Raw genomic sequence first — 13,504 nt, 5'->3', positions numbered from 1 at the left:
GCGTTCCGTCGCGCGCTCAGGGGGCAGGCGGTCCCTCCGAGGTGAGCAGCTCGCCTGCTCCGATCGCCTCGATTCGCCCGGCGAGGAGGAAGCGGTCGGTTCCCGCGTGGGCGACGATGATGCGCTCGAGGCCCAGGTCGTCGAGCGCGTGGCGCATGCTCGGCGTCACCTTGGGGGAGTCCGTGCGCTTGATCTCGACGCCCCATCGCGCGGAGCCGAGGTCGAGAACCAGGTCGATCTCCGCGCCGTCCTGCGTGCGCCAGAAGTACATCGGCACGCCCCATCGGGCGATGTGCTCGACCACGAGGCCCTCCCAGCTCGCGCCGAGGATCGGGTGCGAGAGCAGGTCGTCCATGGTGGGGATCCCCAGGAGTCGATGCAGGGTGCCGCTGTCGCGCAGGTACACCTTGGGTGAGCGGACCTGCCGCTTGCCGATGTTCGCAACCCAGGGCTGCAACTGGCGAACCACAAGGGCGTCGGTGAGCGAGTCGAGGTACCGGCGAGCGGTCGGTGGGGAGGCGTCGAGTGAGCGCGCCATCTCGGCGCCGTTCCACGTGCCGGAGTGGCGGTGCGCGAGCATGGTCCAGAAGCGGCGCATGGTGGTCGCGGGCACGCGCGAGCCGAGCTGCGCGAGGTCACGCTCGAGGAAGGTCGAGATGTAGTCGCCCAGCCATGCGCCCGCGGCCGCATCGCTGGCGGCGGTGAACGCCTCGGGCAGTCCCCCGCGAAGCCACAGTGCATCGAGGTGGCCCGCGCCGACCTCGGCGAGCCCGAGCGGGCCCAGTTCGACGAGCGCGACTCGGCCGGCGAGCGACTCCGCTCCCAGGCCGACGAGGTCCGGCGAGGCGCTGCCCAGCAGGAGGAATCGGCCGGGTCTGCGGTCCTGGTCGATCAGCACGCGGAGGGCGGGGAACAGCCCGGGAAGCCTCTGCGCCTCGTCGATCACGACCGTGCCTGAGAGGCGCTCCAGTGCGAGGATCGGATCGGCGAGCCTCGCCTGGTCTCGGGGGTCCTCGAGGTCGAAGTAGTGGCTGCGCTGTGGGGACACATGCTTGCGTGCCAGGGTGGTCTTGCCCACCTGGCGTTGCCCGGTGAGAAGTACGGCAGGTGCGCGATCGAGCGCGGCGCGCAGTTGCGTGGTGTCACGATCGCGCGGAAGCCACAGGTTGCTCACCCTGAAATTCTAATACGCCATGTTTGATTTGCGGGGTGAGTTGTCGATGGGATTCTCGAGCGGAGGTGGCCACGCGGCATGGCCCTCGGTGTCTCCCGGCGTCCTCGCGGGTCGATGGAGAGGCGTGCTCGCTCAGGCCCGGGACGATGCGGGGGAGACCCGGCGCCAGAGGATCGCCGCCACGAGGACGACCAGGACGTTCGCGATCGCGAGGGCGAACGAGGCGTCGGAGCTTACCGGCTCGGTGCTGTTGAGCGACGCCGTGAAGACGCTGAGGTCCCATGCGACGTGCACCGCGATGGGGAGGATCAGCCCGCCGGAGACGCGTCGGGCCAGGTAGAGCACGAAGCCGAGCAGGGCGGAGAACACCACCTGCACCGGGCCGGCGGGGAAGTGGACCAGGCCGAACAGGAGCGAGCTGAGGAGTGCCACGCCCAGCTCCCCGAAGCGCTCGCGCAGGAACACGACCGCCACGCCGCGGAACAGGAGCTCCTCGCCCACCGCGATCATGAGCGTGCCCAGCGCGACGGCGCCCAGCACGGCGAGGCCGGCCTCGCCGATGCGCCCGTAGTCGGCCATGCCGATGGCGACCGCAATGAGCACCAGCGACGGCCACCACACCCACCTCCGGGCGGGGAGGTGGTCGCGCAGCACCTGCGGCCACCAGCGCTTCCACGTGATGGCGAGGGCGACGATGGCCGTGCCCGCGCCGTGCACCGCCGCCACCTTGAGCCCGGCGTGGACGTCGGGGAAGGCGCGCTCGGACAGCGCGTCGAAGAAGACGATGGACACGATCGACTGCCCGATCACGAAGGCGACGATCAGGCCCACCAGGCCGAACCAGGTCATGCGGCGGGCGGGCGGTGCGGGGGTGGTCGGAACGCTCATGCCCCGATCCTGCCGCGCGGGCGGCCCCATCCGGGTCAGGGCGGGCGCGCGCCTCTGGCATAGTTCCCTCGTGACCGTCGAGACGCCCGAGTTGAGGGCCGATGCACGGACGGCCGCGCGGGTCGCCGCGGCGGTCCTCGTGGTCGGGGCCGCCGTGCTGCTGTTCGCGGTCCACGTGCGCCCGCTCGGCTACGTGCCGCTGGTGGCGGGCGTGGCGCTCGCGGCGGCGGTCGACCGGCGCCTTGCGCGCGACCTGGGGCTCATCGCGCTCGGCCAGGCGATCATCTCCGCCATCTCGCTCCAGGCGGACCTCTCCGACGCGGGCATGGCCCGCTTCACCGTGGCCCTGTCCCTGGCGGTGCTGGTCCCCACGCTGATCTCGCGCATCGGCTTCCGGGACTCGACCATCCGCTTCCCGGTGGGGACGGGGCAGCGGTGGACGCGCACCATGTGGCTGTATCTGGTGGCCGTCGTGGTCATCGCGTACCTGGTGCTGCCGTACTACTTCATCTCTTCGGGCGTCTACACGAACTGGCCGGACCTCGACTCCACCGGGGAGATCGTGCGCCTGTTCATCGGCGTGAACGCGGTGGGGCTGTGGGACGAGCTGTTCTTCATCTGCATCGTCTTCGCCCTGCTGCGCGCGCATTTCCCCATGCCGCTCGCGAACGTGCTGCAGGCCGTCGTGTTCGTGTCCTTCCTGTGGGAGTTGGGCTATCAGGCGTGGGGGCCGTGGCTCACCGTGCCGTTCGCGCTGGTGCAGGGGTGGATCTTCGCCCGGACCAAGTCGCTGCCCTACGTGGTGACGGTGCATCTGCTGTTCGACGCGGTGGTGTTCGGGGTCCTGGTCCACGCGCATCACCCGCACCTGTTCGACGTCTTCGTGACGGCGCCGTGAAGTTAGTGAAGTCCGTGAAGTCCGAGAGATCCGTGAAGTCCGTGAGAGAGGCCGCGCCATGATCGAGATCCTGGGGGAGCGCGCCCGCGCCCTCGCCGCGTCGGGGCGCGTCCTGGTGGGCGTCGCGGGGCCGCCCGGGTCCGGCAAGTCCACGCTGGCCCGCGAGCTCGCGGCCCACCTGGTCGCTACCGGCACGCCCGCGGTCGTGGTGCCCATGGACGGCTTCCACCTGGGCCCGGACGACCTGGCTGAACAGGGGCTGGCCGACGTCAAGGGCGCCCCCGAGACGTTCGACCGTGAGGGTCTCGCGCGGCTGCTCGGGGACATCCGCGAGGCGCGGCGCTCCGCGGTGCGCGCGCCCGAGTACGACCGCGAGCTCCACGCAGTGGTGCCCCGCCGCATCGCGGTGCCGCCGCAGATCCGCGTGGTCATCGCCGAGGGCAACTACCTGGGGATTCCCGGTTGGGAGGACGTGCGCCGCCACCTCGACGAGCTGTGGCACCTCGACGTGCCGTGGGCGGTGTGCCGCGAGCGGCTGGTCGCGCGGCGCGTGGCCACGGGCCGGGAGGCCGATGCGGCGGTCGCCTGGGTGGACCGCGTGGACGCTGCGAACGCGCGCCTCGTGGCCGCGGCGCTCGATTCCGCCGACGTGGTGGTCGACGGCGCTTCGCTGGTCCGGGAGGGCGAGGGCACCTCCGCCGGTCCGGGACACTGAGGACCGTCTTCCGCCGTCCGGGACACTGAGGACCGCCGACGCCCGTCCGGGACACTGAGGACCGCTCAGACCGCGGTCGCGCATCCTGCGGGACAGCGGGGACCGATGCGCGCATGGCACACCGGTCCCCACCGTCCCGCAGCACGCGGGAAGGGTGATTCAGCGGTCCACACTGTCCCGGACCGTGGCGGCGGACGCGGGGTCTGACTCAGGGGCGGGGGCGGCCTCGGGGGTCGGGGTCGCCTCGCGGGTGGCGGCGCGGCGGATGCGGCGGGCGAGCAGGATCGTGATGACCAGCAGCACGATCGCGGCCAGCGGCGTCATGTTCGCGGCCACGTGGACCACGGCGGCGAGGCCCAGGCCCGCGGCGGTCGCGCCGACGAGGCGGAGCCGGCCGCCCCGCGCCAGCGCCGCGCCGATCGCCAGGCCCACCAGCGCGGTGTAGACGTAGTGGCCGCCGGTCAGCGTGGAGACCGAGCGCACCGCGACCGCGATCCAGCCGTCGCCGGAGCCCTCGGGCTTGTAGACGAGGAAGTTGAGGAAGTACTGCAGGTTCTCGGTGAGCATGAATCCGAGGCCCACGGCCCAGCCGAGCAGCGCGCCGCGGACCGGGCTGGCGATGAGGCGCCCGGCGAGCAGCGCGACGCCGACGAGCAGCGAGGCCTTCACGACCTCCTCGATGACGGGACCCGCGACCGCGCCGGCCGGCGACATCGGGTCGAGCCACTCGACCTGGCCCACCACGACGGGCGCGCCCATGCCCCACAGCAGCCCCAGCCCGAGCAGCAGGGGAGTGCCGAAGCGGCGCAGGGACCGGCCGACGTAGCTCGCGGCGATCACCGAGGCCGCGATCGCCAGCACGATCGCCGTGCCCGCCGCGGCCGGGTGGTGGAGCAGCAGCGAGCCCGACTCCGACGCGGTCGCGTCGAGCGGCTGCGCGCGCAGCAGCATGTGCCACAGGTAGAGGCCGGTGAGGACGGCCGCGGCGACGGTCGTCGCGATCGCGGCGATGCGGGCGACGCGGCTCACCGCGGGCTCGGCGGAGGCGGCGGAAGTGACGGCGGGTGCACCGGAGGGCGTGGATGCTTCGGGGGCGGCGGTGGCGCCGGAGGGCGTCGGGTTCGTCATGGCTCCATTCCACCCCGCAGAGCCACGGCCGACACCGGGGCGCGCGCCCCACCCGGGGTAGGGGAAACCCCCGGTCCGGGCTCCGCCTCGAGTTCCAGGGCCGGGCCGGGCGGGGCCGCCGGGCAACCGGGTTGGGCGGGGGCAGCCGGGCAACCGGGCGGAGTGGCCAACCGAGGAACCTGGGGACTGGCCAACCGGGGAACCGGGCGGCGCGGGCAGTCGGGGCACCGCGGCACCAGAGCGCGCCGCGACTAGCGACCGGGATGGTCCTCCGAGCCCGCAGACAGCCACGCACGCGTCCCGAACGAGCCCAGCGACTTGGCCACCACGGCCGCCGCGAACTCCAGGTCCGCGGGAAGGCGCGCATCGTTCAATCCCAGCGCGGCCACGCGCGTGGCCAGCGCGCCGTGGAAGAAGTCGCCCGCGCCCAGGGTGTCGAGCACGGGGGAGACGGGCGTCACCCCAACCTCGCCCGCACTCGCGGGCGTCCGATAGAGAACGGGCCGGTCCCCGCGCGTGATGACCGCGCGCGTCACTCCCAGCGAGGCAAGATAGTCGAATACCTGACTCGGCGAGGCGTCCGTGCCCGGCGGCGCGAAGTCGTCGGACACCACCGCGAGGTCCACCTCCCGCACCACCGCGTCCGTGTGCGGCTTGTGGCTCCCGCCGTCGAGCAGCACCGGGATGCCGCGCTCCCGGGCCGCCCTCGCGAGCGGCAGGGTCACGGTGGGGAAGTAGCCGTCGATCAGCACGGCGCCCACCCCGTCGAGGCTCGCCGCCGCGCCCGTCGCCTCGGGCGTCCCCACCGTGGCCGCCCCGGACGGCGAGACCACCGCGCGCTCGCCCGTCGCCGCGGTGACCAGGATCGACGCCGTGATGGGAGGGCCGCCGTACGCGGCGGCGCGGACCACGTCCACTCCACACCGGGCCAGGTCCGCGACGATCAGCCCGATGAGATCGTGCTCCGGCAGCGCGGTCGCCAACGTCGCTCGCGCCCCGCAGGCCGCGGCGGCCACCGCGGCGTTCGCGGCCGGGCCGCCCGCGGCCATGACGAAGTTGCGCGCCACCACCTTCTCGTTGGCCGCCGGCACGCGCTCGACCAGTTGGATGATGTCCAGCGTGGCGAGCCCTGCGCACAGCACGGTGCTGGTGGACGGCGCGGTGTTGGTGGACGGCGCGGTGCTGGTAGACGGGGCAGCGACGGGGGACGATGCGGTGGCTCGGTTCCGGCCCGGCCCGGCGGTGGCTCTCACCTCGCCCACTCTAGGGCGGGCGCCCGACCCGGCCCGTGCATCGTCCCCCGGCCGTTTCCGCGAGGGGCGAAACCGGCCGGTCGTTTCGTGGGTCCCGTCACGTATGGGGGAAGATGGTCCGCATGACCGACTCCATCCGGGTCACCGGCGGCCGCCCGCTGAAGGGCGAGATCACCGTTCGTGGCGCCAAGAACTTCGTGTCCAAGGCCATGGTGGCTGCGCTGCTCGGCTCGACCCCGTCGACGCTGCGCAACGTGCCCAACATCCGTGACGTGGGCGTGGTGTCCTCCCTGCTGCGCCTCCACGGCGCGCCGGTGGACTACGACGTCGAGGCCGGCGACCTGCACATGGACACCTCCGCGCTCGTGCCCGCGGACGCGGCCCAGATCGCGGCGCACGCCGGGTCCTCGCGCATCCCCATCCTGCTGTGCGGCCCGCTGCTGCACCGCCTGGGCGAGGCCGTGATCCCGGACCTGGGCGGTTGCCGGATCGGCGACCGGCCCATCGACTTCCACCTGGAGATCCTCCAGAAGTTCGGCGCGACCGTCACCCAGATGCCCGACGGGCTGCTGCTCAAGGCCCCCAACGGCCTCACCGGCATCAAGCACAAGCTCGCGTACCCGTCCGTGGGCGCGACCGAGCAGCTCCTGCTCACCGCCGTCATGGCCGAGGGCGTCACGCACCTCGAGGGTGCGGCCGTCGAGCCCGAGATCAAGGACCTCATCGACACGCTGCAGAAGATGGGCGCCATCATCTCCGTGTCGACGGACCGCTCGATCACCATCGAGGGCGTCAAGGAGCTGCGCGGCTACGACCACACGTCGCTCGCCGACCGCATCGAGGTGGGCTCGTGGGCCTCGGCGGCGCTCGCGACCAAGGGCGACATCTTCGTGCGCGGCGCGCAGCAGCGCACCATGGGCATGTTCCTCAACGTGTTCCGCAAGGTGGGCGGCCAGTTCGACGTCACGGCCGACGGCATCCGCTTCTTCCACCCGGGCGGCGATCTCAAGCCCATCGCGCTCCAGACGGACGTGCACCCCGGCTTCATGACCGACTGGCAGCAGCCGCTCGTCGTCGCGCTCACGCAGGCGACCGGCCTGAGCATCGTCCACGAGACGGTCTACGAGAACCGCTTCGGATTCACCGATGCGCTCAACCAGATGGGCGCGCAGGTGCAGCTCTACCGCGAGTGCCTGGGCAACGTCGCGTGCCGCTTCGGCGAGCGCAACTTCCAGCACTCGGCCGTCATCTCGGGTCCCACGCCGCTCCAGGCCGCGGACATCGAGGTGCCCGACCTGCGCGGCGGCTTCTCCCACCTCATCGCGGCGCTCACGGCCCAGGGCACGTCCACCGTGCACGGCATCGGCATCATCGACCGCGGCTACGAGAACTTCCGCGCCAAGCTCGCCGCGCTCGGCGCCGAGGTCGAGTAGCCGTGGCGACCCAGCCGTCGCGCTGGTACCGCAACGCGGCCAAGCCGCTGCGCGTGATCATGCAGTCCGTCACGCGCAAGGACTGGCACGGCGCGGAGCACCTGCCCACGGACACCGGCTTCATCGCCGTGTCCAACCACATGAGCTACGCGGACCCCATCACGCTCGCGCACTTCCTGTGGGACAACGGCCACACGGTGCGCTTCCTGGCGAAGGCGAGCCTGTTCACGGCGCCCGTCATCGGGCCGATCGTGCGCGGCTTCGACCAGATCCCCGTCCACCGCGGCACGTCCCGTGCGATCGAGGCGCTCGAGGAGGGCGTCAAGGTGCTCAAGCGCGGCGACATGATCGCGATGTTCCCCGAGGGCACGCTCACGCGCGACCCCGACTTCTGGCCCATGGTGGGCCGCACCGGCGTGGCGAGGATGGCGCTGTCCACCGGCGTGCCGGTCATCCCCGTGGCGCAGTGGGGCGCGCAGCGCCTGCTGCCGCGCTACGGCAAGATGGTCCACCCCATCCCGCCCAAGCGGATCACCGTGGTCGCCGGCCCGCCCGTCGACCTCGACGAGTTCCGCGGCGGCGAGCTCGACGCCGCGACCCTGCGCGCCGCCACGGACCGCATCATGGCTACGCTGACGGACATGGTGGCCGAGATCCGCGGCGAGACCCCGCCCGAGACGCCCTACGACATGCGCAAGCAGGGGGACGCCAAGTGACCCGGGCCGCGGTGCTCGGCTCCGGCGCGTGGGGCACCACGTTCAGCCAGGTGCTCATCGACGCTGGCACGGACGTCACCCTGTGGGGCCGCGACGAGGACGTCATCACCGAGATCCAGGAGCGGCGCACCCACGAGCTGTCCCTGCCGGGCGTGGCCCTGCCGGACACGCTCGTCGCGACGACGGACGTGGCCCAGGCCCTCGCCGGCGCCGAGCTCGTCTTCGTCGCCGTCCCCGCGCAGCTCGCGCGCCAGATTCTCGCGCCCCTCAAGGACCTCATTCCGGCCGATGCGGTGGTCGTCTCGCTCATGAAGGGCATCGAGACGGGCACGTACCGGCGCATGTCCCAGGTCATCGCTGAGGTGTGGGACCTGCCCGCCGAGCGCGTCGCCGTGGTCTCGGGCCCGAACCTCGCCCGCGAGATCGCCCAGCGTCAGCCGTGCGCGACCGTGGTGGCGTGCCCCGACCAGGCCGCGGCCGAGCGTGTGGCCGAGGCCACCGCATCGTCCTACTTCAGGCCCTACACGAACGACGACCTCCCCGGCGTCGAGCTGTGCGGCGCCTACAAGAACGTCATCGCCGTGGGCGTGGGCATCACCGACGGGCTCGGCTACGGCCACAACACCACCGCGACCGTCATCACCCGCGGCCTCGCGGAGATGACCCGCCTGGGCCTCGCGCTGGGCGCGCGCCCCGAGACCTTCTCCGGCCTGGCCGGCATGGGCGACCTCATCGCCACGTGCGCCTCGCCGCTGTCGCGCAACCACACGCTGGGCGCGCACATCGGCAACGGGCTGTCCCTCGAGGACGCGATCGCCGCGACCAACGGCGTCGCCGAGGGCGTCAAGACCGCGCTCGCCGTCCAGGAGCTCGCGGCATCCGCGGGCGTGGACGTGCCCATCTGCGCCGGCGTGGTGACCATGCTCGAGCAGCGCGCACCCGTGGGCGCCGTCATCGAGGCGCTCCTGTCCCGGCCGCGCAAGTCCGAGGTCGAGGGGTGACGCGCCCCACCGTCGCCGTCCTGTTCGGCGGCCGCTCCTCCGAGCACGGCGTCTCCTGCGTCACCGCCGGCGGCGTCCTGGGCGCGATCGACCGCGAGCGCTGGAACGTCGTCGCGATCGGCATCACGCCGGACGGCCAGTGGACCGTCGCATCGGACGATGCGTCGGCCTGGGGGATCGTCGACGGCGCCATGCCCGTGGTCGGGACGTCCGGCGAGACGGTGCTGCCGCCGTTCGGTGCGTCCTCGTCCGAGTGGCGGGTCGTGGGCGCCGATGGCGCCGTCCGGTCGCTGGGCACGATCGACGTGGTGTTCCCCCTGCTCCACGGGCCGTGGGGCGAGGACGGGACGCTGCAGGGCCTGCTCGAGCTGGTCGACGTGCGCTACGTCGGGTCGGGCGTGCTCGCCTCGGCGATGGGCATGGACAAGCAGTTCATGAAGATCGCGTTCCGGGACGCGGGCCTGCCCGTGACGCCCGACGTGGTGGTGACCGCGCACCGCGGGGTCGAGGAGCAGCGCGAGGACATCGTGGCGCTCGGCCTGCCGGTGTTCGTCAAGCCCGCGCGCGCCGGATCCTCGATGGGGATCTCGAAGGTGACGTCGTGGGATCAGCTCGAGGCGGCCGTCGCGCACGCCCAGGAGCACGACCCCAAGGTGCTCATCGAGGCCGCCGTGGTGGGCCGCGAGATCGAGACCGCCGTGCTCGAGACCGCGACCGTGCTGCTGACCTCGCCGCCCGGCGAGATCGTCACCCAGGGCGACCACGCCTTCTACGACTTCGAGGCCAAGTACCTCGACGCCGACGGCGCGGCGCTGCTGTGCCCCACGTCGCTGGAGCCCGCCGTCGCCGAGCTCGTGGCGGATGTCGCCGCGCGCGCCTTCCGCGCCGTCGACGGGGCGGGCCTCGCGCGCGTCGACGTGTTCGTCACGCAGGACGGGTCCGTGGTGGTCAACGAGATCAACACGATGCCCGGCTTCACGCCCTCGTCGATGTACCCGCGCATGTGGGCCGCCGCCGGGGTCGAGTACCCGGAGCTGGTGCAGACGATGCTCGAGGTGGCCCTGGCGCGTCCGGTCGGGCTGCGCTGAGGCACCCCGCGTCACTGGTCCACACGTTTTCTACGCCTCTCCACACAGGGCCCGGCGTGTCGTCGGCGTGTCGCGCGGATATCAGCATTTTCGCGGCGTTCCTCGGCCACCGTGTGTGGAGAGGTGATCGGGGCGGGGCGGGGCGGGGCTGGGCTGGGCTGGGCGGCTCAGCGGCACTCGAGGCCGTTGGCCGGTGCCTTCGCGGCCGCGCGCGACACCTCCGCGAGCACGTCGCCGATCGCGTCCTGCGCGCGCTCCTTGGGCACGAGCAGCTCGACGGCGGGGGAGCGACCGAACGTGGTGGTGCGCCACGCGTCGCCCTCGTCGACGATGAGCCAGTCGACCGTGAGGTCGCCCGACTCCACCGCGAGGCACTCGTCCGTGCTCGGGCCCGGCGGCTCGACGCCGCAGCGCATCACCAGCGTGTAGTCCTCGCCCCACGCGTCCGTCGCCTGCGACGTGGTGGGGACGCGCTCGAGCCCGCCGACCACCTCCGGCATCGCGATCATCACGCGCGCGCAGTCGGGGTCCGCGGCGTAGGGCGCCGCGTCCACGACGACGGGGTGCGCGCAGCCGGTCATCCCGGCCGCGGCCACCAGCGCCATCGCGCCTCCGGCCACCGCACGGAGCGCCGCGACGGCGGTCGCCCTCGTCGGGCGGTCGCGGTGGCGGCGGTGCATGCCGAAAGCCTAGGGGACCGGGGACGATGCCCAAGGTCGTCCGCGAGCCGCGGAATCCCGGGGGCACGGGGGCGCTGGGCCGCGGAATCCCCGGGGCACGGGGCATGTGGCACGTCGGTGCAGAAGACCCGAAGGCGGAGCGCGGGGCGATTGCCTTTGCGGCGCTAGCCAAATTCATGCACTTTGGGAAGTGTCTTCCGGGCGGCCCACGCCCGCCCAAAACGCATGAATTCGGCTAGCGTCCCGCACCCCATACCCTGGCGCCGACGCCCGCGGAGGCCGCGCCCGCACCCGCGGAGGCCGCCGCCCGCACCCGCGGAGGCCGCCGCGCGGCCCGCAACCCGCGCATCGTCCCCGGTGTAGCCTCGGCCGGTGACTCTCGCGCTCGCCCGGCTCCCGCATCGGCGCGCGTTCGCCCTGGCGTGGCCCGCGATCGTCGGGAACGTCACGGTCCCGCTCGTGGGGCTCGTCGACACGGCGATGCTGGGCCACTTCTCCACCGCGACCCACCTGGGCGCCGTGGCGCTGGGCTCGACCGTCCTGTCCGGGCTCCTGTGGCTCGCCGCCTTCCTGCGGACGGGGACGACGTCCCTGGTGGGAAGGGCGTTGGGCGGCGGCCGCGAGGAGGAGGCCGTCAGCCATGCGCAGCGCGCCGCGCTGCTGGCGGTGGGCATCGGCGGGGCGGTGCTCGTCGTCCAGTGGGTCGCGATACCCCTGCTCATGGGCGTGCTCGCGCCGGCCGGCGACGTGCGGACGTTCGCGGTCCAGTACGCGTGGATCCGCATGGCCTCGGTGCCGGCGGCGCTGCTGACCCTGGTGCTCAACGGCTGGTTCGTGGGCGCGGGGGACACGCGCCGGCCGCTCGCCGTGGTCGCGACCGTCAACGTGCTCAACCTGGGGCTCGACGTGCTGTTCGTCGGCGGGCTCGGCTGGGACAGCGCCGGCGCCGCAGCCGCGACGGCGATCGCGGAATGGGTCGGGCTGGTGGTCGCGCTCGCGCTGTGGTGGAGGCGGGCCGATGCGATACAGCGGGCCGCGGTGCGCCGCTGGCGGGGGCGCGGGCTGCGGTCGGGCTGGCGGCGGCTCGCGCAGATGAACACGCACCTGCTGGTGCGCACCGGCGTCCTGTATGCGGTGCTCACCTTCGTCACCGCGTACGGCGCGCGACTCGGGCCGGACATCCTCGCCGCGAACGCGATCCTCATGCAGCTCATGCTCCTCGCCAGCTACGGCCAGGACGGCTACGCGCACGCGGCGGAGGCGATGGCGGCGCGGGAGATCGGCCGGCGCGACGTGCCCGGCTTCCATCGGGCGGTCGCGGCGTCGGCGGTGCCCGCCGTGGGCATCGGCCTGGTGTTCACCCTGGTCTACCTGGTCGCGCACACCCCGTTCCTGCGCGTGCTCACGAACCTGCCGGACGTCACCGCGGCCGCCGAGGAGTACATGCCCTGGGTGGTCTGGCTCCCGCTCGCCTCCGCCGGGGCGTACCTGTTCGACGGCGTCTTCCTGGGCTCGGGCCGGTCGCGGGACATGATGACGATGATGATCGCCTCCGCGCTCGCGGTCTTCGTGCCCGCGCTGCTGGCGGGGCTGTGGTGGATCGGCGATGCGCCCAACCACGACCTGTGGCGCGCGTTCCTGCTGTTCAATGTGGCGCGCGGGGCCTTCCTGGGGCTCGCGTACTGGCGGGTGACCCGCGCCGGGAGGTGGCTCGAGCACGAGCCGGCGTGAGGTTCATGTCAAGAACCTTTGACAGCATGTCAAGGCGGTCTTACCTTGGAGATGTCAAGTTCCCTTGACATGGGAGGCCGCGATGACCATGACCGAGCGCACCGTCTGGGCGTCCCTCGTCGTGTTCCCGCTCGTGGGACTCGTGTATTTCACGGTCGTCCTCACGCAGGCCGCGGACCGGCCGGTCGCGCAGATCGGCTGGATCACCCCGATGCTGTGGGCCTGGGGCTCGCTCATCGTGTTCATCATCCTGGGCACGATCGCCTCGGCGATCGCCACTGCCGTGAACGCCGAGATGGCGGGGGAGAAGGCCCAGTTCGAGGAAGGCGACGTGCGCGACCGCGACATCGAGCGGCTGGGCAACTCCCGCGCGTACACGATGGCCTCGGTGGGAGGCCTCGCCGCGACCATCGAGCTCATGCTCGACCTCGACCCGTTCTGGGTCGCCAACACCCTGTTCCTCGCGGGCCTGCTCGCGGGCATCATCGCCGCGGGCTCCCGGGCCCACGCCTACCGGACGGGCATGTGATGGCCCGTTCCACCAAGGTCATGAACTCCATCCGCGCGCTGCGCTTCGCGCACGGGGAGATGACCCAGGCCGAGCTGGCGGAGCGCATCGGCGTCACCCGCCAGACGGTCATCGCCATCGAGCAGGGCCGTTACAGCCCGTCGCTCGAGATGGCGTTCCAGATCGCGCGGGCCTTCGAGGTGCCGCTGGACGACGTCTTCCAATACCCCGAGGACGCCGCCTGATACCCGCCCGCCACGGGCGGGGAGGGGGAGTCATGCAGTTCTTCAG

At 72.6% G+C, this 13,504-nt stretch carries 14 protein-coding genes; 9 read left to right on the top strand and 5 right to left on the bottom strand.

Annotation, left to right across the window (positions count from 1 at the left end; translation table 11 throughout):
* Positions 1-16: 16 nt before the first annotated feature.
* A complete protein-coding gene (locus AOM03_RS04885; RefSeq protein WP_227589884.1) occupies positions 17-1,174 on the bottom strand; it encodes an ATP-binding protein in 1,158 nt (385 codons plus the stop codon).
* Between the two features lie 132 nt (positions 1,175-1,306).
* Positions 1,307-2,062 (bottom strand): CPBP family intramembrane glutamic endopeptidase, encoded by a 756-nt coding sequence (locus AOM03_RS04880; protein ID WP_062378697.1) that lies wholly within the window; start codon positions 2,060-2,062, stop codon positions 1,307-1,309.
* A gap of 70 nt (positions 2,063-2,132) precedes the next feature.
* Here AOM03_RS04880 and AOM03_RS04875 point away from each other — a divergent pair, with 70 nt between their 5' ends.
* The gene (locus AOM03_RS04875) at positions 2,133-2,960 is read left to right on the top strand and encodes a CPBP family intramembrane glutamic endopeptidase (RefSeq protein ID WP_227589883.1); all 828 of its coding nucleotides are present in this window, start codon (positions 2,133-2,135) and stop codon (positions 2,958-2,960) included.
* Between the two features lie 58 nt (positions 2,961-3,018).
* The gene (locus AOM03_RS04870; RefSeq protein WP_062378695.1) at positions 3,019-3,675 is read left to right on the top strand and encodes a nucleoside/nucleotide kinase family protein; all 657 of its coding nucleotides are present in this window, start codon (positions 3,019-3,021) and stop codon (positions 3,673-3,675) included.
* Between the two features lie 159 nt (positions 3,676-3,834).
* Here the strand turns inward: AOM03_RS04870 and AOM03_RS04865 are convergent, their stop codons facing one another.
* The gene (locus AOM03_RS04865; protein WP_062378693.1) at positions 3,835-4,803 is read right to left on the bottom strand and encodes a PrsW family glutamic-type intramembrane protease; all 969 of its coding nucleotides are present in this window, start codon (positions 4,801-4,803) and stop codon (positions 3,835-3,837) included.
* Positions 4,804-5,054: 251 nt separating this feature from the next.
* Positions 5,055-6,056: a PfkB family carbohydrate kinase gene (locus AOM03_RS04860; protein ID WP_162197263.1), complete on the bottom strand. Its 1,002-nt coding sequence runs from the start codon at positions 6,054-6,056 to the stop codon at positions 5,055-5,057.
* Positions 6,057-6,178: 122 nt separating this feature from the next.
* Here AOM03_RS04860 and murA point away from each other — a divergent pair, with 122 nt between their 5' ends.
* The 4 genes from murA to AOM03_RS04840 are packed head-to-tail and all read left to right on the top strand — an operon-like array spanning position 6,179 to position 10,294.
* A complete protein-coding gene (murA, locus tag AOM03_RS04855; protein WP_062378691.1) occupies positions 6,179-7,489 on the top strand; it encodes a UDP-N-acetylglucosamine 1-carboxyvinyltransferase in 1,311 nt (436 codons plus the stop codon).
* 2 nt (positions 7,490-7,491) lie between these two features.
* Positions 7,492-8,205, top strand: coding sequence for a lysophospholipid acyltransferase family protein (locus tag AOM03_RS04850; RefSeq protein ID WP_062378688.1), 714 nt, complete (start codon positions 7,492-7,494; stop codon positions 8,203-8,205).
* On the top strand, positions 8,202-9,206 hold the full coding sequence (locus AOM03_RS04845; RefSeq protein WP_062378686.1) for an NAD(P)H-dependent glycerol-3-phosphate dehydrogenase: 1,005 nt from the start codon (positions 8,202-8,204) through the stop codon (positions 9,204-9,206). The genes AOM03_RS04850 and AOM03_RS04845 overlap by 4 nt, the downstream gene beginning before the upstream one ends.
* Positions 9,203-10,294 carry a D-alanine--D-alanine ligase family protein gene (locus AOM03_RS04840; protein ID WP_062378684.1) on the top strand — a complete coding sequence of 364 codons (1,092 nt, stop codon included), beginning with the start codon at positions 9,203-9,205 and terminating at the stop codon, positions 10,292-10,294. The genes AOM03_RS04845 and AOM03_RS04840 overlap by 4 nt, the downstream gene beginning before the upstream one ends.
* Before the next feature lie 167 nt (positions 10,295-10,461).
* Here AOM03_RS04840 and AOM03_RS04835 read toward each other — a convergent pair whose 3' ends face one another.
* The gene (locus AOM03_RS04835; RefSeq protein WP_082092114.1) at positions 10,462-10,974 is read right to left on the bottom strand and encodes a DUF3515 family protein; all 513 of its coding nucleotides are present in this window, start codon (positions 10,972-10,974) and stop codon (positions 10,462-10,464) included.
* A 372-nt stretch (positions 10,975-11,346) separates the two neighbouring features.
* On the opposite strand from AOM03_RS04835, the gene AOM03_RS04830 reads away from it, so the two are divergent.
* From AOM03_RS04830 to AOM03_RS04820, 3 genes are all read left to right on the top strand, one after another.
* Positions 11,347-12,705 (top strand): MATE family efflux transporter, encoded by a 1,359-nt coding sequence (locus AOM03_RS04830; protein ID WP_062378683.1) that lies wholly within the window; start codon positions 11,347-11,349, stop codon positions 12,703-12,705.
* Positions 12,706-12,787: 82 nt separating this feature from the next.
* Positions 12,788-13,234 (top strand): hypothetical protein, encoded by a 447-nt coding sequence (locus AOM03_RS04825; protein WP_062378680.1) that lies wholly within the window; start codon positions 12,788-12,790, stop codon positions 13,232-13,234.
* Positions 13,234-13,458: a helix-turn-helix transcriptional regulator gene (locus AOM03_RS04820; RefSeq protein ID WP_062378678.1), complete on the top strand. Its 225-nt coding sequence runs from the start codon at positions 13,234-13,236 to the stop codon at positions 13,456-13,458. The genes AOM03_RS04825 and AOM03_RS04820 overlap by 1 nt, the downstream gene beginning before the upstream one ends.
* The last annotated feature ends 46 nt before the right edge of the window (positions 13,459-13,504 follow it).

Source organism: Demequina pelophila, from assembly GCF_000971175.1.
GTDB lineage: Bacteria > Actinomycetota > Actinomycetes > Actinomycetales > Demequinaceae > Demequina > Demequina pelophila.
Note: the sequence above shows the minus strand (reverse complement) of the source record. Positions and strands in the feature narration are given on the sequence as shown.